20 protein-coding genes and 1 pseudogene are annotated in these 25933 nt (G+C 63.9%); 17 read left to right on the top strand and 4 right to left on the bottom strand.

Translation table 11 applies throughout. The features are described from left to right. Window positions 1-9 precede the first annotated feature (9 nt). A complete protein-coding gene (locus OXH74_RS18930; protein WP_375738337.1) occupies window positions 10-357 on the bottom strand; it encodes an MTH938/NDUFAF3 family protein in 348 nt (115 codons plus the stop codon). 906 nt (window positions 358-1263) lie between these two features. Here OXH74_RS18930 and paaA point away from each other — a divergent pair. The 13 genes and pseudogenes from paaA to OXH74_RS18865 all read left to right on the top strand — a co-directional run bounded on the left by paaA (window position 1264) and on the right by OXH74_RS18865 (window position 15765). Then, the gene (gene paaA / locus OXH74_RS18925) at window positions 1264-2256 is read left to right on the top strand and encodes a 1,2-phenylacetyl-CoA epoxidase subunit PaaA (RefSeq protein WP_375738336.1); all 993 of its coding nucleotides are present in this window, start codon (window positions 1264-1266) and stop codon (window positions 2254-2256) included. Between the two features lie 27 nt (window positions 2257-2283). Further along, complete coding sequence (gene paaB / locus OXH74_RS18920; RefSeq protein WP_215369951.1) at window positions 2284-2565, top strand: 1,2-phenylacetyl-CoA epoxidase subunit PaaB; 282 nt, start codon at window positions 2284-2286, stop codon at window positions 2563-2565. Between the two features lie 10 nt (window positions 2566-2575). Continuing rightward, the gene (gene paaC, locus OXH74_RS18915) at window positions 2576-3337 is read left to right on the top strand and encodes a 1,2-phenylacetyl-CoA epoxidase subunit PaaC (protein WP_375738335.1); all 762 of its coding nucleotides are present in this window, start codon (window positions 2576-2578) and stop codon (window positions 3335-3337) included. Continuing rightward, complete coding sequence (paaD, locus tag OXH74_RS18910) at window positions 3324-3854, top strand: 1,2-phenylacetyl-CoA epoxidase subunit PaaD (protein ID WP_375738334.1); 531 nt, start codon at window positions 3324-3326, stop codon at window positions 3852-3854. The genes paaC and paaD overlap by 14 nt, the downstream gene beginning before the upstream one ends. Window positions 3855-3879: 25 nt before the next feature. Beyond that, entirely contained in the window at window positions 3880-4956 is a 1077-nt protein-coding gene (gene paaE / locus OXH74_RS18905) for a 1,2-phenylacetyl-CoA epoxidase subunit PaaE (protein ID WP_375738333.1), read from the top strand. Window positions 4957-5115: 159 nt separating this feature from the next. Further along, window positions 5116-5424: a DUF485 domain-containing protein gene (locus OXH74_RS18900; RefSeq protein ID WP_375738332.1), complete on the top strand. Its 309-nt coding sequence runs from the start codon at window positions 5116-5118 to the stop codon at window positions 5422-5424. Then, entirely contained in the window at window positions 5421-7067 is a 1647-nt protein-coding gene (locus OXH74_RS18895) for a cation acetate symporter (protein WP_375738331.1), read from the top strand. The genes OXH74_RS18900 and OXH74_RS18895 overlap by 4 nt, the downstream gene beginning before the upstream one ends. Before the next feature lie 33 nt (window positions 7068-7100). Further along, window positions 7101-8336 carry an OprD family porin gene (locus OXH74_RS18890; RefSeq protein WP_375738330.1) on the top strand — a complete coding sequence of 412 codons (1236 nt, stop codon included), beginning with the start codon at window positions 7101-7103 and terminating at the stop codon, window positions 8334-8336. Window positions 8337-8404: 68 nt separating this feature from the next. Next, window positions 8405-10465, top strand: a complete 2061-nt coding sequence (paaZ, locus tag OXH74_RS18885; protein ID WP_375738329.1) for a phenylacetic acid degradation bifunctional protein PaaZ — start codon at window positions 8405-8407, stop codon at window positions 10463-10465. Between the two features lie 364 nt (window positions 10466-10829). Beyond that, window positions 10830-12155, top strand: a complete 1326-nt coding sequence (locus tag OXH74_RS18880; protein ID WP_375738328.1) for a hypothetical protein — start codon at window positions 10830-10832, stop codon at window positions 12153-12155. Between the two features lie 50 nt (window positions 12156-12205). Further along, window positions 12206-13492 (top strand): annotated as a pseudogene (locus OXH74_RS18875) (HAMP domain-containing protein); the annotation flags it as partial. 102 nt (window positions 13493-13594) lie between these two features. Beyond that, window positions 13595-14350, top strand: coding sequence for a methyl-accepting chemotaxis protein (locus OXH74_RS18870; RefSeq protein WP_375741646.1), 756 nt, complete (start codon window positions 13595-13597; stop codon window positions 14348-14350). A 185-nt stretch (window positions 14351-14535) separates the two neighbouring features. Further along, window positions 14536-15765, top strand: a complete 1230-nt coding sequence (locus tag OXH74_RS18865) for a DUF3422 domain-containing protein (RefSeq protein ID WP_375738327.1) — start codon at window positions 14536-14538, stop codon at window positions 15763-15765. A gap of 513 nt (window positions 15766-16278) precedes the next feature. Here OXH74_RS18865 and OXH74_RS18860 read toward each other — a convergent pair. Next, on the bottom strand, window positions 16279-16989 hold the full coding sequence (locus OXH74_RS18860) for a biotin/lipoate A/B protein ligase family protein (protein WP_375738326.1): 711 nt from the start codon (window positions 16987-16989) through the stop codon (window positions 16279-16281). Window positions 16990-17182: 193 nt separating this feature from the next. On the opposite strand from OXH74_RS18860, the gene mexE reads away from it, so the two are divergent. From mexE to OXH74_RS18840, 4 genes are all read left to right on the top strand, one after another. After that, a complete protein-coding gene (mexE, locus tag OXH74_RS18855; RefSeq protein WP_375738325.1) occupies window positions 17183-18424 on the top strand; it encodes a multidrug efflux RND transporter periplasmic adaptor subunit MexE in 1242 nt (413 codons plus the stop codon). A gap of 12 nt (window positions 18425-18436) precedes the next feature. Next, window positions 18437-21619, top strand: coding sequence for an efflux RND transporter permease subunit (locus tag OXH74_RS18850; protein ID WP_375738324.1), 3183 nt, complete (start codon window positions 18437-18439; stop codon window positions 21617-21619). Further along, on the top strand, window positions 21616-23010 hold the full coding sequence (locus OXH74_RS18845; protein WP_375738323.1) for an efflux transporter outer membrane subunit: 1395 nt from the start codon (window positions 21616-21618) through the stop codon (window positions 23008-23010). The genes OXH74_RS18850 and OXH74_RS18845 overlap by 4 nt, the downstream gene beginning before the upstream one ends. Before the next feature lie 658 nt (window positions 23011-23668). Then, window positions 23669-24169, top strand: coding sequence for a VOC family protein (locus OXH74_RS18840; protein WP_375738322.1), 501 nt, complete (start codon window positions 23669-23671; stop codon window positions 24167-24169). 17 nt (window positions 24170-24186) lie between these two features. On the opposite strand, the gene OXH74_RS18835 is transcribed toward OXH74_RS18840, so the two are convergent. Beyond that, window positions 24187-25170: an MDR family oxidoreductase gene (locus OXH74_RS18835; RefSeq protein WP_375738321.1), complete on the bottom strand. Its 984-nt coding sequence runs from the start codon at window positions 25168-25170 to the stop codon at window positions 24187-24189. Between the two features lie 48 nt (window positions 25171-25218). Then, complete coding sequence (locus tag OXH74_RS18830) at window positions 25219-25851, bottom strand: TetR/AcrR family transcriptional regulator (protein WP_375738320.1); 633 nt, start codon at window positions 25849-25851, stop codon at window positions 25219-25221. Window positions 25852-25933: the final 82 nt, after the last annotated feature.

The following is a 25933-nucleotide window of genomic DNA, read 5'->3' as shown; positions in this document are numbered from 1 at the left end:
CAGCGTGATCTAACAGGTCAGATGCAGAATCGCATTGGTCTGAGGAAGTTGTTCCGCCAGCTTCGCGATGGCTTTCTCAGTCGGCACTATGAGCAACTCAACGTGCCGACGCTCAGCCTCGCGCTTCACCTCCTCCATGACTGGCAAGGCCCCGGTGCCGGTGCCGATTACAAGCCGGCGGCAATCCCAGGGGATGTCCTCCTCAATTGACAGCGGCGTATGACCAAAGGCATCGCGGAACTTCCTGGACGGTTTTTTTTTGCGTTTGCGTACCTGCTCATGAGCGATGACTACATCATGGGAATAGGTGACTCCATCGATGCTGATGGAGCCGAAGGAAAATGCATCGAAGCGCATACCCACCTCCAGCCTCTGGAGTAATCAATCCACTGACATAAGTATGGTCCCCGCGCTCACCATGGCTAACGCGCCTGGGCAAAGGCCCTTACCCTACCGAGAGTCGAACCTGGACCTTCGGCCGGCTCGTGCTCCGTTTCGAGAGCGGAGCGATGATGGCCGCCGGTCGGATGGGGCGCAACTTCGCCCCCCATCCTGTCGATCCGGCGATTGCTGGTCCCTGCCCACCTCGGCGGTGGCCACTTCGGGGGCTTTCATTACCGGCACAGCCATGCTGCCCTCATGGGGCACCACCACGGATTCATGGGCCACTCCCATCAATTCGTGGGCCATCCCCAGCGTTTCTTGGAGTTCCATCGGAGCTTCGTAGGGTGCGCCAGCCGTTCTTCTTCCGGCACCACCACCATCAGGGTGTCGTGATCCGTCTCTTCGATCCGAGTCCCGGCTTCTTCGTGGAGTCCGGTTTTTAGCTCGCAGCGCGTAGGAGTGGGAGGTACGCAAGAGCCACGCGCCTACTCCACTACCCCCACACGAATCGCTGGTCGGCCTGAACGCCCCAAAAGCAACAGCATATACAAACACTAATATCAACTTTACGTATCACATGGCCAAACGTGAGGCCGGAGCACGCCCCTGCAGGAGCGAGCCCATTCGCAAAAGCAGGTCAACTCCACTCTGATCCAGGCTATTTCAGCCATTTCAGCGCATTGTCGCGAATGAATTCGCTCCTGCGAGGAAGATGAAGAGCCCTTTCGCGATGCCCGCTCGCCGCCCCTACCACTCGTCAAAGCGATACAAAAAGAACACAAGATACACAAATTAGTGTTTGATATTTGTTTTTGTATCATTTAAAAATAGCGCCATGGCCCAGGCCACCCCACGAACCCTGCATGGCTGGAGAACGGCATGTACGCACAATTGGTTGAAACCGGCGTGAAGCGCGTGAAGGCGCTGGAGGAGATGTCCCCGGAGGAGCGCGCCTTCCAGGAAAAGATCGACGCGGAGATCAAGATCGAAGCGAAGAACTGGATGCCGGACGCCTACCGGCAGACGCTGATCCGCCAGATTTCCCAACACGCCCACTCCGAGATCGTCGGCATGCTGCCTGAAGGCAACTGGGTGACCCGCGCCCCGACACTCAAGCGCAAGCTGCAGCTGATGGCCAAGATCCAGGATGAGGCTGGCCACGGCCTGTACCTCTACAGCGCCATGGAAACCCTGGGCGCCGACCGTGACGAAGAGGTCGCCAAGCTGCACAGCGGCCGCGCCAAGTACTCGAGCATCTTCAACTACCCAACCTTGAACTGGGCGGATATGGGCGCGGTGGGCTGGCTGGTAGATGGCGCTGCCATCGTCAACCAGGTGGTGCTGCAGCGCACCTCCTACGGCCCCTACTCCCGCGCGATGATCCGTATCTGCAAGGAGGAGAGCTTCCACCAGCGCCAGGGTTACGAAATCCTCCTGACGATGATGCGCCACGGCACCCAGGCCCAGAAGGACATGGTCCAGGACGCTATCAACCGCCTCTGGTGGCCGGCCCTGATGATGTTCGGCCCCAGCGACGAACATTCCCCCAACAGCGCCCAGTCGATGGCCTGGAAGATCAAACGCCAGAGCAACGACGAACTGCGCCAGCGCTTCATCGACCAGACCGTGCCGCAACTGGAGTTGCTCGGCTGCACCGCCCCGGACCCGGACCTGAAGTGGAACGAGGCACGCGGCCACTACGACTTCGGCGAAATCCAGTGGGACGAGTTCTACGAAGTGCTCAAGGGCAACGGCCCGTGCAATCACGAGCGCGTCAGTACCCGCCGTAAAGCCATCGAAGACGGCGCCTGGGTCCGCGAAGCCGCGGTCGCCCACGCCCGCAAACAACAACGCAAAGCGGACGCCGCTTGACCTGCCCCTGATCTGGAGATTCCCGCCATGTCCGAATGGACCCTTTTCGAAGTCTTCGTGCGCAGCAAGCACGGCCTCAACCACAAGCATGTTGGCAGCGTGCATGCCGCGGATGCGCCCATGGCCATCGAGAACGCCCGCGAGCTGTACACCCGCCGCAACGAAGGCGTGAGCCTGTGGGTCGTGCCGTCCGCACTGATCACCGCCTCCTCTCCGGACGAGAAGGAGCCGCTGTTCGACCCGGCGCAGGACAAGGTCTACCGCCACGCCAGCTTCTACGAGCTGCCGCCCGAAGTCGGCCACATGTGAGGCGCGCGCCATGAACCCGAACACCGACCTGATCGAATACCTGCTGCGCCTTGGCGATAGCGCCTTGGTCCAGGGCCAGCGCCTCTGCGAATGGTGCGGCCGTGCTCCGGCGCTGGAAGAAGAGTTGGCGCTGATGAACGTCGGCCTCGACCTCGTAGGCCAGGCGCGCAACTGGCTGGAATATGCCGCCGAGTTGCTGAGCGACGGCCGCGACGCCGACCACCTGGCGTTCCGCCGTGACGAGCGCGCCTACCGCAATCTGCTGCTGGTGGAGCAGCCTAACGGCGATTATGCCGTGACCATCACCAAGCAATTCCTGTTTGACGCCTGGCATTTCCAGATCCTGCACGGCCTGACTGGTTCCAGCGACGAGCGCGTGGCCGGCATTGCCGCCAAGGCCCTGAAAGAAGTCACCTACCACCTGCGCCGCTCCGCCGAATGGGTCGAGCGCCTGGGTGACGGTACCGAGGAAAGCCACAAGCGCATGCTGGCGGCTATCCCCGAGGTCTGGCGCTTCACCGTGGAACTGGTGAATGGCGACGAAATCGAGCAACGCCTGTTCGAAGCCGGAATCGCACCGAACCCAGCCGAACAGGCTGCCGCCTGGAAGGCCAAGGTCGCCGACGTGTTCGCCAGCGCCACCCTGCCCCTGCCGGAGCCGGCCAGCTACTTCTACCTGAGCGGCAAACGTGGCCTGCACACCGAGCACCTCGGGCTGCTGCTGGCCGAAATGCAGTTCCTTCAGCGAGCCTACCCCGATGCGACCTGGTGAGCTGATCGCCAGCGACCGCGTCCGCGGGCCGCTCGGCACCGAGGACCTGAGCCGCGCCTGGCATGTGCTGGGCGCGGTGATGGACCCGGAAGTCCCGGTGGTCAGCGTCGTCGACCTCGGCATCGTCCGCGCAGTCGACGAGCAGGACGGCGAGTTGCACGTGGTGGTGACTCCCACCTACTCCGGGTGCCCGGCCACCGAGGTCATCGAGCGTGACATCGAGCAGGCGCTGCTGGACGCGGGCTTCGCCCCGCGCCTGGAGCGCCGCCTGACCCCGGCCTGGACAACGGACTGGATCAGCGCCGAGGGCCGCGAACGCCTGCGCGTATACGGCATCGCCCCGCCAGTGGGCAGCTCCAGCAAGCGCAGCCTGCTGGGCGAGACACCGGAGGTGTGCTGTCCACAGTGCGGCAGCGCCCATACCGAGCGGCTCAGCGAGTTCGGCTCGACGGCCTGCAAAGCGCTGTACCGCTGCCGCGATTGCCTCGAGCCATTCGACTACTTCAAGTGCATCTGAACGGCGCCGCCGTCGGAGAAGAACAATGAGCAAATTCCACAGCCTGACGATCAAGGAAGTGCGCCCGGAAACCCGCGACGCGGTGTCCATCGCCTTCGACGTTCCTGCCGATCTGGCCGACAGCTTCCGCTTCACCCAGGGTCAGCACCTGGTGATGCGTACCCACCTCGACGGTGAAGAAGTGCGTCGCTCCTACTCCATCTGCACCGGCGTCAATGACGGCGAACTGCGCGTGGCGATCAAGCGCGTGCCCGGCGGCCGCTTTTCCGCCTATGCCAACGAACAACTCAAGGCCGGTCAGAGCCTGGAAGTGATGCCGCCGTCGGGGCACTTCTTCGTCCCGCTGGATACCGCGCGCCATGGCAACTACCTGGCGGTGGCCGCCGGCAGCGGCATTACGCCGATCCTGTCGATCATCAAGACCACTCTGGAAGCCGAGCCCCACAGCCGCGTGACCCTGCTCTACGGCAACCGTTCCAGCGGCTCGGCGCTGTTCCGCGAGCAGCTGGAGGACCTGAAGAACCGCTACCTGCAACGCCTCAACCTGATCTTCGTGTTCAGCCGGGAGCAGCAGGATGTTGACCTCTACAACGGCCGTATCGACGCCGACAAATGCGGCCAACTGTTCTCCCGCTGGATTGACGTCAAGACCCTGGACGCCGCATTCATCTGCGGCCCGCAGGCCATGACCGAAACCGTCCGCGACCAGCTCAAGGGCAACGGCATGCCGGCCGAGCGCATCCACTTCGAGTTGTTCGCCGCCGCCGGAAGCAGCGAGAAGCGCGAAGCCCGCGAGGCCGCCCGTGCCACCGATGGCGCCGTGAGCCAGATCACGGTCATCAGCGATGGCCGCGAGCTGTCCTTCGAACTGCCGCGCAACAGTGTCAGCGTCCTCGAGGCCGGCAACGCCCAGGGTGCCGAACTGCCCTACTCCTGCAAGGCCGGCGTGTGCTCGACCTGCAAGTGCAAGGTGGTCGAGGGCGAGGTGGAAATGGACAGCAACTTCGCCCTGGAGGACTACGAGGTGGCAGCGGGCTATGTCCTGTCCTGCCAGACCTTCCCGATCAGCGACAAGGTAGTCCTCGACTTCGACCAGCTCTGACTCAGGGCAAACGAGCTGTAGGAGCGAGCTTGCTCGCGAAAGCGGAGCTCCAAAGAGCTTCGCCAGCAAGCTGGCTCCTACAAGAACCAGAGCAATACCCGGGCCTTGCCGTCGGCCCGTGAAAACACCGCCTCACAATCACAACAAGAGAGAGCAACCATGACCCCGCAAGACCTTGATCGAATCCGTCAGCATCCCGATTTCCTTCAACTGGTTCGCCGCAAGCAGCGCCTGACCTGGTCCCTGACCGCGGCCATGCTGGTGATCTATTACGGCTTCGTGCTGCTGGTGGCCTTTGCCCCCGGCGTCCTCGGCCAACCCCTCAGTGGCGGAGTCACCACCGTTGGCATGCTGGTGGGCGTGGTCATCGTCATCCTCTCCTTCGCCCTGACCGGCATCTATGTGCAGCGCACCAACGCCATACTGGACCCGCTGAACGACAAGCTGAAGCAGGAGTGCGCCCAATGAAAGCCCTGCTCAGCCTGTTGCTCGCTGGCGGCATCCTGATTGCCGACAACGCCCTCGCCGCGGAAACCGCCGCGCGCCCGCTGAACTGGAACGCCATTGGCATGTTCCTGCTGTTCGTCCTCTTCACCCTCGGCATTACCCGCTGGGCCGCCCTGCGCACCCACTCGACCGCCGATTTCTACACCGCCGGCGGCGGCCTCACCGGCTTCCAGAACGGCCTGGCGATCGCCGGTGACATGATCAGTGCGGCGTCCTTCCTGGGCATTTCCGCGATGATGTTCATGAATGGCTACGACGGTCTGCTCTACGCCCTGGGCGTACTCGCCGGCTGGCCGATCATCCTGTTCCTGATCGCCGAACGCCTGCGCAACCTGGGCAAGTACACCTTCGCTGACGTGGTTTCCTATCGCCTGGATCAGAGCCCGATCCGCATCACAGCCGCCTTCGGCACCCTGACCGTGGCGCTGATGTACCTGGTGGCGCAGATGGTCGGCGCCGGCAAGCTGATCGAACTGCTGTTTGGCCTTTCCTACCTGCAAGCGGTGCTGCTGGTGGGCGTGCTGATGGTTTGCTACGTGACCTTCGGCGGCATGCTGGCCACCACCTGGGTGCAAATCATCAAGGCGGTTCTGCTGCTCTCGGGCACCAGCTTCATGGCCTTCATGGTCCTCAAGCACTTCGGCTTCAGCACCGAAGCCATGTTCGCCGCCGCGACCTCCGTGCATGCCAAAGGCACCGCGATCATGGCGCCCGGCGGCTTGCTGTCGAACCCAATCGATGCCATCTCCCTGGGGCTCGGCATGATGTTCGGCACCGCCGGCCTGCCGCATATCCTCATGCGCTTCTTCACCGTTGGCAGCGCCAAGGAAGCGCGCAAGAGCGTGTTCTACGCCACTGGCTTCATCGGCTACTTCTACCTGCTGCTGATCGTGGTCGGCTTCGGCTCCATCGTCATGGTCGGCACCAACCCCGAGTTCCGTGATGCAGCAGGTGCCATCATCGGCGGCGGCAATATGGTTGCAGTGCACCTCTCCCATGCTGTGGGCGGCAGCCTGTTCCTCGGCTTCATCTCGGCCGTGGCCTTCGCCACCATCCTCGCCGTGGTCGCGGGCCTGGCGCTATCTGGTGCGTCAGCGGTCTCCCACGACCTCTATGCCTGCGTGATTCGCAAGGGCAAGGCGACCGAGCGCGAAGAAATGCGCGTCTCCCGCATCGCCACCCTGTGCATTGGCGTGCTGGCGGTGATCCTCGGCCTGCTGTTCGAGTCGCAGAACATCGCCTTCCTATCCGGCCTGGTGCTGGCCATCGCCGCCTCGGTCAACTTCCCGGTGCTGTTCCTCTCCATGTTCTGGAAAGGCCTGACCACCCGTGGCGCCGTTGCGGGCAGCGTTGCCGGCCTGCTCTCGGCCATCGTCCTGCTGGTACTCAGCCCGGCGGTCTGGGTGAACGTGCTGCATCACGACAAGGCCCTGTTCCCCTACTCCAACCCGGCGCTGTTCTCCATGGGGCTGGCCTTCTTCAGTGCCTGGCTGCTCTCGGTGACCGACAGTTCCGAGCGTGCCCGCGAGGAACGCGGCCGTTACCTGGCGCAATTCATTCGCTCCATGACCGGCATCGGCGCAGCCGCTGCCAGCCGCCACTGAGCCCAGTCGAACCGGATGATGGATACAAGAACAATGACCCACACCCGCATTTCTGCGCCGCTGCTGGCGGCGCTCACCCTGCCCTTTGCCACGTCGGCCCTGGCAGGCTTTCTCGAAGACAGCAAAGGCACTCTGGAACTGCGCAACCACTACCTGAACCGCGACTTCCGCCAGGAGGGCGCGGTGCAGTCCAAAGCCGCCGAATGGGGCCAGGGTTTTACTGCACGCCTGGAATCCGGCTTTACCGAGGGCACGGTCGGTGTCGGTCTCGACGCCATCGGCGAGTTGGGCCTCAAGCTGGATTCCAGCCGCGATCGTCGCGGCACGGGGCTGCTGCCCTTCGGCCCCACGAGCAAGGAGCCGGTGGATGACTACAGCGAACTGGGCCTGACCGCCAAGCTGCGCGCCTCCAAAAGCGTGCTGCGCCTGGGCACCCTGCAACCGTTGCTGCCGGTAGCCACCTACAACGACACCCGGCTGCTTTCCTCTACCTTCCAGGGCGGCATGCTGACTTCCCAGGAACTGGAGGGCCTGACGTTCAACGGCGGCCGCCTGACCCGCACTAACCTGCGCGACTCTTCCAGCCGCGACGACATCGGCTACGGTGCAGCCAGCAGCGATGCCTTCGACTTCGCAGGCGGCACCTACGCCATCAACCCGCAGTTGGCGCTCAGTTACTACTACGGCACGCTGGACGACATCTATCGCCAGCAGTTTGCCGGTCTGCTGCACACCCAGCCGCTGCCGGCCGGCTTCACCCTGCGCAGTGACATTCGCTACTTCGACAGTCGCGGTGATGGCAACGAGCGGGCGGGAGAGATCGATAACCGCAACCTCAACGGCATGTTCAGCCTGATCCACGGGCCGCACCGCGTCAGCGCGGCCTTCCAGAGCATGTCCGGCGACAGTGCCTTCCCCTTTCTCAATGGCGGCGACCCGTACGTGGTCAACCTGGTGACCTTCAACACCTTTACCCGCGCCGAGGAAGATGCCTGGCAACTGCGCTACGACTTCGACTTCGCCAGCCTGGGCGTTCCCGGCCTGACCTTCATGACCCGCTATGTCGACGGCCGCAACGTCAAAACGACGACCACCGACGACGGTGAGGAATGGGAACGCGATACCGACCTCGCCTACGTAGTGCAAAGCGGCGGCCTCAAGGGCCTGAGCCTGCGCTGGCGCAATGTGACCTTCCGCTCCGGCAACGGGCTCACGACTGACGTTGACGAAAACCGCCTGATCCTCGGCTACACCCTGGCCCTCTGGTAAGGCAAACAAACCCCTGCTGGCGCCTGCCATCTGGCGCCGGCCTCTACCACTCCCCCGGAGGACCCGTGATGAGTCACGCCCCCACACTGCAAAGCTTCATCGGCGGCCGCTGGATCGGCCAACACGGCGCCCAGGCCCTGCGCAGCGCCATCGACGGCCAGGCCATCGCCCGCACCCACGAGGAAGCCCTGGACTTCAGTGAGGCCATCGAGCATGGCCGCAAGCGTGGCATCGCCAGTCTGATGGCCATGGACTTCCAACAACGTGCCGCGCGGCTCAAGGCCCTGGCCTTGTACCTCAATGAGCACAAGGAACAGCTCTACACCTTGTCGCGCCACAGCGGGGCCACCCGCGCCGACAGCTGGATCGACATAGAAGGGGGTTCCGGCACCCTGTTTGCCTATGCCGGGGTCGGTACCCGCGAGCTGCCCTCGGGCAACATCGTCCATGAAGGCCCGGCCATGCCGCTGGGCAAGCAAGGCCATTTCGCCGGCACCCACATCCTGGTGCCGCGCGGCGGCCTGGCCGTGCACATCAACGCCTTCAACTTCCCGATCTGGGGCATGCTGGAGAAGTTCGCGCCGAGCTTCCTCGCCGGCATGCCCTGCATCATCAAACCGGCCACCGCCACCAGCTACCTCACCGAAGCCGCCGTACGCCTGATGCATGCCTCTGGCCTGCTGCCCGAGGGCAGCCTGCAGCTGATCATCGGCGGCACCGGTGACCTGCTCGACCGCCTGCAAGGCCAGGACGTGGTGACCTTCACCGGCTCCGCAGACACCGCCGCCAAGCTGCGCGTAAACGCCAACCTGGTGCGCAACTCCATCCCCTTCAACGCCGAGGCGGATTCGCTGAACTGCGCCATCCTCGCTCCGGAGATCACCCCGGATGATCCGGAGTTCGACCTCTTCGTCAAGGAAGTCGCTCGTGAGATGACGGTCAAGGCCGGGCAGAAATGTACCGCCATCCGCCGTGCCATCGTCCCCGCCAAACATATCGACGCCGTTGCCAGCAAACTGCGCGAGCGCCTGAGCCAGGTGGTGATCGGTGACCCGGCCGTGGAAGGCGTACGCATGGGCGCCTTGGCATCCCACGCCCAGCAAGCCGACGTAGCCGAGCGTCTGGACGCCCTGCTGGCCAGCAGCGACCTGCTGTTCGGCGCCCGCGACGGCTTCGCCCCGCGTGGCGAAGGTGTAAATGAAGGCGCTTTCTTCGCCCCCACCCTGCTGCTGGCCCGCGATCCGCACGCTGAAGGCGGCGCCCATGACATCGAGGCCTTTGGCCCGGTCAGCACCCTGATGGCCTATGACGACCTCGACGAAGCCATAGCCCTGGCCGCACGCGGCAAGGGCAGCCTGGTCGCCAGCCTGGTGACCAAAGACCCACTGGTAGCCGCCAAGGTGGTGCCGCAAGCCGCTGCCCTGCACGGTCGCCTGCACATCCTCGACCGCGAATCCGCCGCCGAGTCCACCGGCCACGGTTCGCCGCTGCCGGTGCTCAAGCACGGCGGCCCGGGCCGCGCCGGTGGTGGTGAGGAGCTGGGTGGCCTGCGTGCCGTCAAGCACTACCTGCAACGCGCCGCGGTGCAAGGCTCGCCCACCATGCTGGCCGCTGTCACCCGCGAATACGTGCGCGGAGCCAAGGTGATCGAAACCGAGGTTCACCCGTTCCGCCGCTACTTCGACGAGCTGCAGATCGGCGAGTCCCTGCTGACCCACCGCCGCACCGTCACCGAAGCCGACCTGGTGAACTTCGGCTGCCTCTCGGGCGACCACTTCTACATGCACTTCGACGAAATCGCTGCCAAGGAATCCCAGTTCGGCAAGCGTATCGCCCACGGCTACTTCGTGCTCTCGGCAGCCGCCGGCCTGTTCGTCTCCCCGGCACCCGGCCCGGTGCTGGCCAACTACGGCCTGGACACCCTGCGTTTCATCAACCCGGTCGGCATCGGCGACACCATCCAGGCGCGCCTGACCTGCAAGCGCAAGATCGACCAGGGCAAGAAGAGCCCCAAAGGCGAACCGCAAGGTGTGGTGGCCTGGGACGTGGAAGTCACCAACCAGAACGGCGAACTGGTGGCCAGCTACGACATCCTCACCTTGGTGCTGAAGCGCCCGGAACAAGCCTGACCGAACTTGCAGCGTGAATGTTCGACCGGCCCCATGGGCCGGTTTTTTTTGACTTTTACTCCCCTCTCCCTCCGGGAGAGGGGCCGGGGGTGCGGAATGCCCGGCCCAACTTAGAATCCGCTCAGACTTCCGCAGCCAGCCTCCCCAACCCTCTCCCTGAAAAGGAGAGGAAGGGTCCGTGCAGACACAGCAAAGACGCCGGACTTCGCAGGACTCAGCCGAGCCTACGCCCCACAGCCCGGATGGAATCTGGCACGCAGCGTCAAACGCTTGGCAAGCAGGCACAAGGCCAGTGACTACCAACTCCTTAGTATCCCGGTCCAGAAACGCTCCCCTACCAATACCTACAAGAAGGAAGCTACGCATGGTCCGGTCCCCCCTGTTTCGTCTTTCAACCCTTGCTCTGCTCATTGGCGCCACCGCGCAGGTCGGCGCCTACGAGCTGTACGCCGATGACGACACCCACCTGAACGCCAACCTGGAGGCCATGTTCGGCCTCTTCCACAGCCAGGAGAATTACGCCATCACAGGCACCAAGGACGAAGGCTCTTCGTCCTGGCGCGAGGGTTACGCCAAGTACGGCCTGAGCTTCGACCAGGGGCTGAGTGGGGCCGGCACCGGTTATGGCGCCTTTGGTCTGCTCAGCTCCGGCACCTGGGGCGATGGTGATGCCGCAGGTTTCACTGATGGTTCCGAGCGCACTACCAAGATCGAAGATGCCTACCTCGGCTGGCGCTCCGGCAAGCTGTTCGAAGCGCTGGGCGAAGACGGCGTGGACCTCTCCTTCGGCCGCCAGATGATCGTTGTCGGCGACGGTTTCCTGATCAATGGCGATGCGCTGAACCTGGGAGAAGGCTTGGCCGATGGCGAGTTCGACCGCGGCGGCGCTTATTACCTGGCCGCCCGCAAGAACTTCGACCAGACCGCCGTCCTGCGCCTTGGAGGCCAGACCGGCTGGCGCAGCGACCTGATGTGGTTGAAGTCCGACAACCGCGCCCAGGCCAAGCCGGAAATGCTCGTCGGCACCCTGGAACATGTAGCGGACGCCGGCACGATCGGCCTCACCGCCATCGACATCCGTGACATCGACGAACAATACGCTTCGCCCTTCCAGGCCGAGCGCGCCGGACTGAAAACCTACAGCCTGCGTGGCCAGGGCAATGCCGGCGTGGAAAACCTGTTCCTCTCCGGCGAATACGCCTGGCAGGACAAGAAGCAAAGCGGCAACGAAGACGCCTGGTACCTGGAAGCCGGCTGGACCTTTGCCGACACCCCCTGGAACCCCAGCGCCAGCTACCGCTACAGCCGCTTCTCGGAAGCCTTCGATCCACTGTTCTTTGGCCTCAGCCGCGGCTTCGGCACCTGGTTCCAGGGTGAGGTTGCCGGCAACTACGCCGGTCCCTTCAACAGCAACACTGCAGTCCACCACGTCGCCCTGAAGGCCAGCCCGCTGGAAAACCTGAGCGTGGGCGCCCTGTGGTTCGACTTCAACACCCTGGATACTGACCTCGGCAACTTCGACGGCCGCGAACTGGACCTTTATGCGGAATGGGCCGTGAGCGAGAGCCTGGTGGTCATGCCTTTGGTCGGCCTCTACCAGCCGGACAAGAGCGCGGCCGAAGGCGGCACCCAGCTGGGTAACGACGACCGCAACCTCTACAGCCAATTGGTGTTCTTCACCACTTTCTGAGCATCTCCGGGGCGGCAGCGCCCCGGCCTTTTGAACTCGGCCCGCCCCGCATGCCCAATAGCATCCTCAGCATCCAAAGCAAGATCACCCTGCTCGCCAGCCTCTGCCTGACCCTGGTCGTAGCCCTGCTGGTAGCGCTTTCGCTGTACCAGACCCGCGCCAGCACGGAACGGGTCAAGGACTCCAGCAGCGCCATGCTGGCCGAGGCCGCCCGCCTCAACCTCCAGGCCCAGGGCAAGGTGCAGGCGCTACAGATACAGCGCACCTTCAACCGCACCCACGACTATGGCGTTGGCCTGGCGCGGCACCTGCTCTACCTGCGCGAACGGGCCGCCAAAGGCGAGATCAGCTCCCAGGCGCTGCGCGAAGCCCTGACCGAAGCCCTGCGCCAAGCCGTGCAGCAACGGTCCGAATTATTGGGCCTGTTCCTGATCTTCGAACCCAACGCCCTGGACGGCCGGGATGCCGACTTTCGTGGCCGAGGTGACGTCGGCAGCAATGACGCGGGGCGCTTCGCCCTCTATTGGTTGCAAGCCAACCCCGGCGAACTACAGGCCGTGCCCGGCGATGAGAAGCTGCTGGCCGACACCTCGCCTGGCCCCAGCGGCGCCCCCTTCAACGCGTTCTTCACCTGCCCTCGGGACAGTCTTCAGATTTGCGTCCTGGAACCCTACTTCGATGCATCGTCGGGAACCCCGAAGCTGGTCACCAGCGTGGCCTTTCCGTTGCTGGAGAACGACCGCACCATCGCCGTGATCGGTCTGGACATCAGCCTCGACAGCCTTCAGCAAAGCAGTCTGGCCAGCAGCCGGGAACTCTTCGAGGGCAACGGTCACGTCAGTATCATCAGCCCATCCGGAGTCATCGCCGCCAACAGCGAGGATGCGACCCAGCTGGGAAAACGCCTCCGGGAACTGCTGCCGGAGCAGGCTACCACGCTGCTCGACTACCAGAGCCGCTCCGAGCCCCACAGCTTCGATGATCCAACCCAGATCAGCGTGCTCGAGCCGCTGGAGCCCATCGACGGCGCCAAGCCCTGGAGTGTGCTGCTGAGGGTGCCGCAGCAGGTATTGCTCGCGCCGGCTCAGAAACTGAAGGATCAACTGGACCACGAGCACCTGCAAAACTCGGCTCTGGAGTTCACCCTTGGCTTGCTGGCTGCATTGCTCGGAATCGCCCTGATCTGGCTGGCGGCACGCGGCGTCACCCGCCCGGTGCTGCGCCTGGCGGCCATGCTAGAGGACATCGCCGAGGGCGAAGGCGACCTGACCCGACGCCTGGATTATCCGCGCTGCGACGAACTGGGCCGGCTCGCCCTCGCCTTCAATCGCTTTCTGGACAAGCTGCAACCGGTCATTGCCAAGGTCCAGGGCACCGTGCGCGATGCCCGGCAAACCGCCGATCAGTCCGCGCTCATTGCACAGCAGACCAGCGAAGGCATGCAGCAGCAGTTCCGTGAAATCGACCAGGTGGCCACTGCCCTGCATGAGATGTCCGCCACCGCCAACGCCTCGGCACAAAGCGCTGCACAAGCTGCCGATGCTGCCCGCAATGCCGACCTGGCCAGCCGCGAGGGGCTGGGCGTGATTACCCGCACCACCGAGGCCATCCAGGCCCTGGCCCGTGACATGAACCAGGCCATGCAGCAACTCCAGGCGCTGGCCCAGAGCAGCGAACAGATCGGCTCAGTGCTGGAAGTGATCTGCGCGATCGCCGGGCAGACCAACCTGCTGGCACTCAATGCAGCCATCGAGGCGGCGCGTGCCGGGGATGCCGGTCGTGGTTTCGCCGTGGTGGCCGACGAAGTGCGCAGCTTGGCCCGGCGCACCCAGGACTCGGTAGAGGAAATCCGCCAGGTCATCGACGACCTCCAATCCGGCACCCAGGATGTGAGCCACGCCATGCACAGCAGCCATGGTCTGGCCCAGGAAAACGTCGTCCAAGTGCAGCAGGCCGTGGACGCGCTGCAGCGCATTGGCGAGGCCGTCAATCTGATTACCGAGATGAATCTGCAAATTGCCAGTGCCGCGGAAGAGCAAAGCAGCGTCGCAGAAGAAATCAACCGAAACGTCGAGGCGATCCGCGATGTGACCGAGTCGCTTTCCGGCCAGGCCGGACGGTCGGCCGAGGTCAGTCACCGCCTCAACGAGCTGGCCAACCATCAGCAAGACCTGATGAAGCAGTTCCGCGCCTGAAGTTCACAAGACATGGGCGCGTCTCACCGGCAGCCCGTCTGCCAATCCCGTCGCCGTCGGCCTGAGGGGCTACCCGCCCCAACTGGCCGGCGGCACACCACCGCGAAATCGGTCGGAACCTGTGACTGCCTACCCGGGAGTTTGCGTCATCCAGAAAAACAACCTCCCAGCCTGCAGAAGTTTTCATGCACCCACTTCGCAAAGCCCTGCACAACGAACTGCATTCGCGGCCGTCGATCTACTTTCGTGATCCGGCGCATGTCTATCATTTTGCCTTCGCCGATGCCGATGACGTCTGCGATGCCCTGGTCGACCGACTGAATCAGGCCGCCGACGCCTCACTCGCCAGCAATGGTTCGCAAGGCCTGCTCCGCCTCGGCGAAAACACCCTGAAATGGGAACGCCACACCGAGTTCTTCACCCTCACCTTGGTGGTGCCCAAGGCTTCTGGCGACGAACCCTGGCCACCCCTGCCAGAAGCACTCGGCCAGTTGGTCGCCGACCACAGGCACCTGCTGATCAACGCCGACCAGGTGCTGGTGGAATCCGAGCAGGACTGGACCGGCGATCACGCCCACTACGGCTTCAAGGATCCGTCCGGTTCGACGTTGGGTGGCGGCGATGCCATCGCCTGGTCCGACTTCCGCCTGACCGAGGACGGCATCAACCGCATCCTGCTGGTCAACCGCCGGCTCAATGCGTATCGCCTGGGACGAATGATCCGCCGGCTGCTGGAAATCGAGACCTACCGAATGATGGCCTCGCTGACGCTGCCGGTGGCCCAAGCCGTGAGCCTGCAGCTCAAGGAATACGACAAGGAGCTGGCGGCCCTCTCCGACCGCAACGCCGAAGGTACCAGCAGCGCCAAGGCGCTGTCTGCCGACATCGCCTCGCTCTCCGCGCGCATCGTCCGCAGCACAGCGCGTACTCGTAAACGTTTCAGCGCCACCGAGGCCTATTCGCAGATCGTGTTCGAGCGGATTACCGAGCTGCGCGAAGCCCATGTCGGCGACTGCCAGCGGCTGGGGGTATTCATCGAGCGGCGCTTCAAGCCCACCGTGCGTTATTGCGCCGCCACCGACCAGCGCCTCGTGCGGCTAAGCCAGAGCGTGGCCAACCTGGGCGACCTGCTGCAGGCGCGGGTGCAGGTGGAAGTGGAGGAGCAGAACTCGGAGATCCTCCGCAGCCTGAATGCGCGCGCCGATACACAGATCAAGATCCAGAAAGCGGTCGAGGGCCTCTCGATCATCGCCATCAGCTATTACCTTCTGAGCCTGTTCAAGCTGTTCTATGAAGGCCTGCATGGCGTTGGCGTGGACATTTCGGCCAGGACCGCCATGCTCGTCCTGGCGCCGGTGGCCGCGCTGATCCTCGGCGGCATCTTCTTGCGCATCCGGAAGGCCAAGGGGCATTGATCGGGTAATGCGCCTTGGGATATCGGGTGGGTGTCGCTGTTCACGTTCACCTGCGGGGACTGGCTCAGCCCTGCAGATGAAAGACCGCAGTTCCGTCCAACTTCCCTCACCCCAGCCCTCTCCCAGAGGGAGAGGGAGCAGGTCCGCGCAGACGGCCGGTCATCCGCTTTCTCCCCTCGCCCCTAAAGAGAGGGGTCGGGGCGGGCTGCGTTCGGATGAGGGAAGCCAAGCCCTGCGCGGTGTCCAAACACCTCCTCAGCCCTCTCAGCTAAGGGAAAGTGATGCATCCGCGCCATGCCCCACAAAACAACCGGGCGCACAAAAAAAAAAAAAGACCCGGCGCGTAGCCGGGTCAAAAACCGTGATTAGCCTGATGAGGAGATAATCTGATGAGTCCAAACTGGGCCTGTCAGTTTATCCAGCTGGCCGCGAAGCCAGTGATGCAAATAATAATGCTTCTCATTTTATAGTCAAGCGCATTCTCGAAACTTTCGAGCCTGGGGCTCGCACCCCTCATTCCAGCGCCAGCCCCGCTTCGGCCAACGCCACTCGATAGCCATCCCACAGCCTGTCGACCACTGTCCAAGTATCGGCAATCCGCTCATCCAGCGCGATATGACTCGTGGCACGGCAGCGGTCTGGCAGGCCGCACGTCTCGTAAAAAGCATTCACCACGCCTACCATCGACTCGCGCTGGTTCTCCATCAGCACGGCACCGTGGGCCAGCACCACGTGGCAGCCGTCCTCACGTCGGCGGCGCCAGCGTTGGGCGGTACCGACCAGCTTGCGCTGTTCGATGTTGACGTTGTATCGGCCGTCGCAGAAGGCACCATCCACCTCCCCCAACCCGGCATCCAGCCCCAGTTGAGTCAGCCAGTCCAGCATCGGCTGGCACAGCCGCAGGTACGCCCTTTCGATTCGCGTAAGCTCGGCTTCCCTCGGTGGCAGCGCATAGGCGAGTGCCACGTTCAGCACGGCGGGCGACTGCGGGACCGGTTCGCCTCCCGTGTCACGCAGTGCAACCGGCCAGCCCAATGCCGCACAGCGCGCCTGGGCCTCGTCGAACCCTGCATGCCGGCTCATCCGCTGTGGCATCACCAGCGCGACTTCGACCGGCCGCCAGAACAGCAACCCGCAGCCCACTTCCCCACGCTGGACCTGATCGAGCAGGCGTCGCTCGGCATCCAGGCCTTCCACCACACCAAACCGGGAAATTCGTTGCATATCGTCAACATCCTCGTTTACCCACGCAAAAGCATGGGCCCAGCCTCCTGTGCTGACCAGCCATTACTTCAGCTCGGCCAATATCGCTTACATCACTCCTGATGATATTCACCTTTAGGCCGTTCGATTCGTCTCATGTAGAGCCCCGCCGCAGACTCCGCCCATTCAGAAAAGCAATTGGCGGAGCTGTCTCATGGAAGCATCACACAATAAATTCTGGCGTTACCCCCTGACCCTGGCGGCGGCGGTGGTGCTGGTGGCGTGCGGCAAGGCACCGGAAGCCAACCTTTCGACCGCGGCCCCCAAGGTCAGCGTTGCCGAAGTGATCGAACAGCCGCTCAACGAATGGGACGAGTTCACCGGCCGCCTGGAGGCGCCGGAATCCGTCGAGATACGCCCGCGCGTGTCCGGCTACATTGACCGCGTCGCCTTCGATGAAGGCAGTCTGGTGAAGAAGGGCGACCTGCTGTTCCAGATCGACCCTCGCCCCTTCGAGGCCGAGGTCAAGCGACTGGAAGCCCAGCTGCAACAAGCCCGCGCCGGGCAGACCCGCGCCGTCAACGAAGCCCGTCGCGGCGAGCGCCTGCGCCAGAGCAACGCCATCTCCGCCGAACTGGCCGATGCCCGCGCCAGCGCCGCGCAGGAAGCCCAGGCCGCCGTCGCCGCCATCCAGGCCCAACTGGACAACGCTAGGCTCAACCTCAGCTTCACCCGCGTCACCGCGCCCATCGACGGCCGTGTCAGCCGCGCCGAGATCACCGAGGGCAACCTCGTCAACGCCGGCCAATCGCTGCTGACCTCGGTGGTCTCCACCGATAAGGTCTACGCCTATTTCGATGCCGACGAGCGCACCTTCCTCAAGTACGTTGAACTGGCCCGCAAGGCCGGTGCCGACACTCGCGCCGCCAGCCCGGTGTACATGGGCCTGTCCAGCGAGGATGGCAACCCGCACCTGGGCCAGCTGGACTTCCTCGACAACCAGGTCAACCCGCGCACCGGCACCATCCGTGGCCGTGCCGTGTTCGACAACCGGGATGGCCGTTTCACCCCCGGCCTCTATGCGCGCCTCAAACTGGTGGGCAGCGAAACTTACTCCGCCACTCTGATCAAGGACGTGGCCGTCGGCACCGACCTCGGCAAGAAGTTCGTGCTGGTGCTGGGCAATGACAACAAGGTTGCCTACCGCGCCATCGAGCTCGGCCCGAAGCTGGAAGGCCTGCGCATCGTCCGCAACGGCCTGGCCAAGGGCGAGAAGATCGTGGTCAACGGCCTGCAGCGCGCCCGCCCCGGCATGCCAGTGGAACCGCAGGGCGTGCCGATGGCCGACGCAGACACCCTGGCGGCCTTGGCGCGCCAGCGTGAAGCTGTGGCCGGGCACAAGGCACCGCAAGTCGCCGTCAAGAATGCGCAGCCGATCCCGGCATCGCGCGGTTAAGAGGCCAGATCGATGAACTTCTCGCAATTCTTCATCCAGCGGCCGATCTTCGCCGCCGTGCTCTCGCTGATCATCCTGATCGGCGGGGCCATCTCGCTGTTCCAGCTGCCGATCAGCGAGTACCCGGAAGTGGTGCCGCCCACCGTGGTGGTCCGCGCCAACTTCCCCGGAGCCAACCCCAAGGTGATCGGTGAGACCGTTGCTGCGCCCTTGGAGCAGGCCATCACCGGCGTAGAGAACATGCTCTACATGTCCTCCCAGGCCACCGCCGACGGCAAGATGACGCTGACCATCACCTTCGCTCTCGGCACCAACCTGGACACGGCCCAGGTGCAGGTGCAGAACCGCGTCACCCGGACCATGCCCACCCTGCCGACTGAAGTGCAGCGGCTCGGTGTGACCGTCGACAAGGCCTCGCCCACCCTGACCATGGTGGTTCACCTGACCTCGCCGGATAAGCGCTACGACATGCTCTACCTGTCCAACTATGCCGTCCTCAACGTCAAGGACGAGCTGGCGCGACTGGACGGCGTGGGCGACGTGCAGCTGTTCGGCATGGGCAACTATTCCCTGCGCGTATGGCTCGACCCGAACAAGGTTGCCTCGCGCAACCTCACCGCGACCGACGTGGTCACCGCCATCCGCGAACAGAATCGCCAGGTCGCCGCCGGCTCCCTCGGTGCTCCTCCCGCACCCGGCGCCACGGATTTCCAGCTGTCGATCAATACTCAGGGCCGCCTGGTCACCGAGGAAGAGTTCGAGAACATCATCATCCGTGCCGGCGAAGACGGTGAAATCACCCGCCTGAAGGACATCGCCCGCATCGAACTGGGTTCCAGCCAGTACGCCCTGCGCTCCCTGCTGAACAACCAGCCGGCCGTGGCCATTCCGATCTTCCAGCTGCCGGGCTCCAACGCCATCGACATCTCCGACAAGGTGCGCAATCGCATGGAGGAGCTGAAGAAAGGCTTCCCCGAGGGCGTCGACTATCAGATCGTCTATGACCCGACCATCTTCGTGCGCGGTTCCATCGAGGCGGTGGTACACACCCTGCTCGAAGCCATCGTGCTCGTGGTACTGGTAGTGATCCTGTTCCTGCAGACCTGGCGGGCTTCGATCATCCCGCTGGCCGCCGTGCCGGTTTCGCTGATTGGCACCTTCGCGGTGATGCACATGTTCGGTTTCTCACTCAACGCGCTGTCGCTGTTCGGCCTGGTGCTGGCTATCGGCATCGTGGTGGACGACGCCATCGTGGTCGTGGAGAACGTCGAGCGGAACATCGGTCTCGGCAAGTCGCCGGTGGAAGCCACCAAGCAGGCCATGAAGGAGGTGACCGGGCCGATCATCGCGACCGCCCTGGTGCTCTGCGCCGTGTTTGTGCCGACCGCCTTCATTTCCGGCCTTACCGGGCAGTTCTACCAGCAGTTCGCGCTGACCATCGCGATCTCCACCATTATCTCGGCGTTCAACTCGCTGACCCTGTCGCCGGCCCTGGCCGCCGTGCTGCTGAAAGACCACCACGCGCCGAAGGACCGCTTCTCGCGCCTGCTCGACAAGTTGCTCGGCGGCTGGCTGTTCCGTCCGTTCAACCGGCTGTTCGATCGAGGTAGCCATGGCTACGTCGGTACGGTGAAACGCGTGCTGCGTGGCAGCTCCGTCGCGCTGTTTGTCTATGCCGGGCTGATGGGCCTGACCTATCTGGGCTTCTCCACCACCCCGGGCGGTTTCGTACCGCAACAGGACAAGCAGTACCTGGTGGCCTTTGCCCAGTTGCCGGACGCTGCCAGCCTCGACCGCACCGAAGAAGTCATCAAGAAGATGTCCGCCATCGCACTGGAACAACCCGGCGTGGCTGACTCGGTAGCCTTCCCGGGCCTGTCGATCAACGGATTCACCAACAGCCCGAACAGCGGGATCGTGTTCACCCCGCTGAAACCCTTCGATGAGCGTACGGATCCGAGCCAGTCCGCCGCGGCCATTGCGGCGGCATTGAACGCGAAGTTTGCCGATATCCAGGATGCCTACATTGCCATCTTCCCGCCGCCGCCTGTGATGGGCCTTGGCACCATCGGCGGCTTCCGCGTGCAGGTGGAGGTCCGTGGGGACCTGGGCTACGAGGAGCTGTTCAAGCAGGTACAGAACGTCATTGCCCAGAGCCGGAATGTGCCGGAACTGGCCGGCCTGTTCTCCAGCTACCAGATAAACGTGCCGCAGATCGATGCCGATATCGACCGCGAGAAGGCCAAGACCCATGGTGTGGCGATCAGCGACATCTTCGACACCATGCAGGTCTACCTGGGTTCGCTCTATGCCAACGACTTCAACCGCTTTGGCCGCACCTATCAGGTGAACGTCCAGGCCGACCAGCAGTTCCGCCTCGACCCCGAGCAGATCGGTCAGCTCAAGGTGCGCAACAACCGTGGCGAGATGGTGCCGCTGTCGACCTTCGTCAAGGTCAGCAACAGCTCCGGCCCCGACCGGGTAATGCACTACAACGGCTTCATCACTGCCGAAATCAACGGCGCCGCCGCACCGGGCTATAGCTCCGGCCAGGCCGAAGCCGCCATGGAGCGCCTGCTGAAGGAGGAGCTGCCAAACGGCATGACCTACGAGTGGACCGAGCTGACCTACCAGCAGATTCTCGCCGGCAACACCGCAATCTTCGTCTTCCCGCTGTGCGTGCTGCTGGCCTTCCTGGTACTGGCCGCCCAGTACGAAAGCTGGAGCCTGCCGCTGGCGGTGATCCTGATCGTGCCGATGACTCTGCTCTCGGCCATCACCGGTGTGATCCTGGCGGGCAGCGACAACAACATTTTCACCCAGATCGGCCTGATCGTTCTGGTGGGCCTGGCATGCAAGAACGCCATCCTCATCGTCGAATTTGCCAAGGAGAAGCAGGAAGAAGGCCTGGATCGTGTCTCGGCGGTGCTGGAAGCCTGCCGCCTGCGTCTACGGCCGATCCTGATGACTTCCATCGCCTTCATCATGGGCGTGGTGCCGCTGGTCTACTCCTCCGGTGCTGGTGCGGAAATGCGCCATGCCATGGGCGTGGCAGTGTTCTCCGGGATGATCGGCGTGACCTTCTTCGGCCTGCTGCTGACTCCGGTGTTCTATGTCCTGATCCGCGGCATGGTGGAGAAGCGCGAAGCACGCAATGCCGCGAAGGCCCAGCAATTGAAGGATGTACACGCATGATGAACAAGGCCTTCGCCCCCGCCCTGCTGGCCCTGGCACTCAGCGCCTGCGCCGTGGGCCCGGACTACAAAGCCCCGCAGAGCGCGCCCGCGCGGCTCGCCTCGGCGGATACTGGAAACTACGACCGTGCCCGCTTCGAGAGCCTCTGGTGGCAGCAGTTCGACGACCCGACCCTGAACCAGTTGGTGCAACAGTCGCTCAAGGAAAACCGCGAACTGCGTGTGGCCTTCGCCCGCCTCAAAGCCGCCCGCGCTATCCGTGACGACGTCGGCAACGACCAGCTACCGGTGGTCACCAGCAGCGCCAGCGCCGAGATCGGCAAGGGCCAGCAGCCCGGAGTCACCGAGGAGCGGGTGAATGCCGAGCGCTATGACCTGGGCCTGGACATGGCCTGGGAGTTGGACCTGTTCGGCCGCATCCAGCGTCAGATCGAAGCCAGCGACGCCGAGATCGGCGTCGCCGAGGCGGAACTGCAACAGTTACAGGTCAGCCTGATCGCCGAGCTGGTAGACGCCTACGGCAACCTGCGCGGCGCCCAATTGCGCGAACGGATCGCCCGCGAAAACCTGAAGAACCAGCAGGAATCCCGCGGCCTCACCGAGCAGCTGCGCGACGCCGGCGTCGGCAGCGAGCTTGACGTGCTGCGCGCCGACGGCCGCCTTGCTGCCACCGAAGCCAGCCTGCCACAGCTGCAAGCTGAGGAAGCACGCGCCAAGCACCGCATTGCCACCCTCCTCGGTCAACGCCCGGAACAATTGAGTGTGGACCTCTCGCCGCGTCCGCTGCCGGTGATCGCCAAGGCTCTGCCCATCGGCGACCCGGCCGAACTGCTGCGCCGCCGTCCCGACGTGCACTCCGCCGAGCGCCAACTGGCAGCGGCCACGGCCGATGTGGGTGTGGCCACTGCCGACCTCTTTCCAAGGGTGAGCCTGTCCGGATTCCTTGGCTTCACGGCCGGGCGTGGCTCGCAGATCGGTTCATCTGCTGCGCGAGCCTGGGCCGTAGCACCAACCATTTCCTGGGCGGCCTTCGACCTCGGTAGCGTGCGCGCCCGCCTGCGTGGTGCCGAAGCCGACGCCGAAGGCGCGCTGGCCAGCTACGAGCAGCAGGTACTGCTGGCTCTGGAAGAATCGGAGAACGCCTTCAGCGACTACGGCAAGCGCCAGCAGCGGCTGGTGTCTCTGGTACGTCAGTCAGAAGCCACCCGCGCCGCCGCCGAGCAGGCCGCCACCCGTTACCGCGAAGGCACGGTGGATTTCCTCGTGCTGCTGGATGCGGAGCGTGAGCGCCTGGCCGCTGAAGATGCCCAGGCCCAGGCGGAAGTCGAGCTGTATCGCGGCATCGTTGCCATCTACAAGGCCCTCGGCGGCGGCTGGCAGCCCCAGGCCTGACCCTCTCCTCCCGGTCCGGCTCTCCACGGCCGGCCATCTCGCCCTGCGGCTGGTGCTCCGGCCGCAGGGCTTTTTTTGGTTCTTCGCGAAAATTCGGGGGGACGGCTGTAAACCGGATTGGCAAGTTTGCGTGAGTGCCTTGGCTGGGCCTCGCGCCGCCGGAAACTTCCCTCACCACTAGCCCCTCTCCCTGAGGTAGAGGGGTGACGCGCGTCGGCGAGTCCAAAATACTCCAGACGCCCATACCAGCCGGAAACTGAGAACAGGTGGTGGGGCGGCGACTTCGTCCCACCAAGGAGGCCGAGTGGAATCGTTGCAGTGGGGTCGAGCGTCATGGAGGCTGCGCGGGGGACGCCGAGTTCCGGATGTCGGGCAAGCGCTCTGGTTCGCTTTTGGGGGCGGCCATCCGCCGACTGGAAAAGGGGCTCGCCTGGGAAGGCAAACTGATATCCAAAGCTTGCTCGGCAATGCGCCTGGCCATCAAACACCCAGTCCGCTCCACAGAGGCTCAAACTGGCTCAGACCGGTTTTGTGCCTCTGAAGGCTCGGTTGAATTGCCAGATGCTGCCTGAATGTCGATTTAGGGTCCCGATAAACGACCACTGTATGGCCGCAATCCACCGACTATCGTGGACCCACCCCAACCAGGAGGTGCAGCATGTCGCAACGGATCACCACCATCACCCCATGCCTGTGGTTCGACGACCAGGCCGAAGAGGCCGCGCGCTTCTACATTGGCGTCTTCCCCAACTCGGCAATCAACGCCATCAGCCATTACGGAGAGGAAGGCCGCGAGATTCACGGCAAGGAACCGGGCTCGGTTCTCACCGTGGGATTCGAACTGGACAGCCAGCCGTTCACCGCGCTCAATGGCGGCCCCGTGTTCACCTTCAGCGAGGCCATCTCCTTCCAGGTCAACTGCAATACGCAGGAGGAAGTCGATCATTACTGGGAAAGGCTATCGGCCGGTGGCGACGAGAACGCCAAGCAGTGCGGCTGGTTGAAGGATCGCTACGGCGTCTCCTGGCAGGTCGTGCCCAGGACGCTGGTATCGATGTTGCTGGACCCGGACCCCGCCAAGGTGCAGCGCACCTTCGCCGCCATGCTGCAGATGAAAAAGCTGGATATCGCCGAGTTGACACGCGCCTACGCCGGTTAGCGCAGGCGCGCTCAAGACTATGCGTCGACCTTGACCACCACGCGGCCACGCACCTTGCCCTCGAGCAGTTCGCCCGCCACCTGGATCACATCATCCAGGCCGATTTCGCGGGTAATCGTGTCCAACTGTGCCAGGTTCAGATCATGGGCCAGTCGGTCCCAGGCCTCGATGCGTTCGGCGCGTGGTCGGGTCACGCTGTTGATACCCAGCAAGCTCACGCCGCGCAGGATGAACGGCGCGACCGTCGCCGGGAAGTCCATTCCCTGGGCCAAGCCGCAGGCGGCCACGGCGCCGTCCTGGCACAAACCCGCACAAACGTTGGCCAGGGTGTGGCTGCCCACCGAATCGATGGCGGCAACCCAGCGCTCCTTGCCCAGCGGGCGGCCAGGCTCGGAGAGTTCCTTGCGGTCGATGATCTCGGCAGCCCCTAGGCGCTTCAGGTAATCCGACTCTTCCGGACGGCCGGTGGACGCAACCACGCGGTAGCCGAGGCTGGCGAGCAACGTGATCGCGAAGCTGCCCACGCCGCCGTTGGCGCCGGTCACCAGCACGTCGCCCTGGCCGGGTTTCAGGCCGTGGCGCTCCAGCGCCAGCAGGCAGAGCATCGCAGTGTAGCCGGCGGTGCCGATGGCCATCGCCTGGCGCGCACTGAAGGCCTTGGGCAGCGGGATCAGCCAGTCGCCCTTGAGCCGCGCCTTTTGCGCCAGACCGCCCCAGTGGGTCTCGCCAACGCCCCAGCCGTTGAGCAATACGCTGTCGCCGACCTTGTAGTCGGCGTGGCTGCTAGCCTCCACAGTTCCCGCCAGATCGATGCCCGGTACCATGGGAAACTGCCGCACCACCGGGCTCTTGCCGGTAATCGCCAGGCCATCCTTGTAGTTCAGGGTGCTGTAGGCCACGCGCACGGTCACATCGCCTTCCGGCAGTTGGGATTCATCCAGTTGCGTGCGGCGGGCGCGGTAACCCGCGTCGTCTTTCTCGATCAGGATTGCGTCGAACATGGGGATCGCTCCTTTTAGACCAGTCGTCTAGAAATGGGCCGAACAAAACTAGCGGGGCAGTCCGGCGAGATAACCTTCGATGAAAACATCCAGCGGCGTGCAGCGCTGTACCAGCCGCGCACGCTGTACGGCACCCTCCCAGCCGATCCAGAAGAACGCCGCCAGCCCTTCGCAATCGGCATCCGGCGCCAACTCGCCCGCGCCCTGGGCATCGCGCAGGCAGGTGGCCAGGCGTTGCTCCCAACTGCGCAAGGTTGATTCCAGCCGCTCGGGGAAGCTTTCCGGCAATACTGCCACCTCCTGGCCGAGGTTGCCGACCAGGCAGCCGCGACGGAACTGGTAGCGGATCATCCCGGATTTGGCATCCTCGACGAAGTTGCGCAAGCGTTGTAGCGGCGGAACGGACTTTTGCAGGAAGCAGCGGTCCAGCTTGTGCGCGAAGTATCCGGCATAGCTTTCCAGCACTGCTTGGCCAAAGGCTTCCTTGCTCGCGAAGTAGTGATAAAAGGAGCCCTTGGGCACGCCAGTACGCTTGACCACCGCATCGATGCCGGTGGCCACGAAACCTTGTTCCGTGAGGATTTCCATACCGCAACGCACCAGCGCTGCGCGAGTGTCGGGAAACTCGCGGGTAACCTTGGGTGGCCGGCCACGGCGTGGCTTCTGCAGGGTTTCGTTCATGGCGAATGATTTTAGACCGATCGTCTAGAATATCAACCAGAATGTCACCTGTAGGTTGGACTTTGCGATGCTCTGGGGAGCG

The sequence above is a fragment of the Metapseudomonas boanensis genome, assembly GCF_042232855.1.
GTDB lineage: Bacteria > Pseudomonadota > Gammaproteobacteria > Pseudomonadales > Pseudomonadaceae > Metapseudomonas > Metapseudomonas boanensis.
Note: the sequence above shows the minus strand (reverse complement) of the source record. Positions and strands in the feature narration are given on the sequence as shown.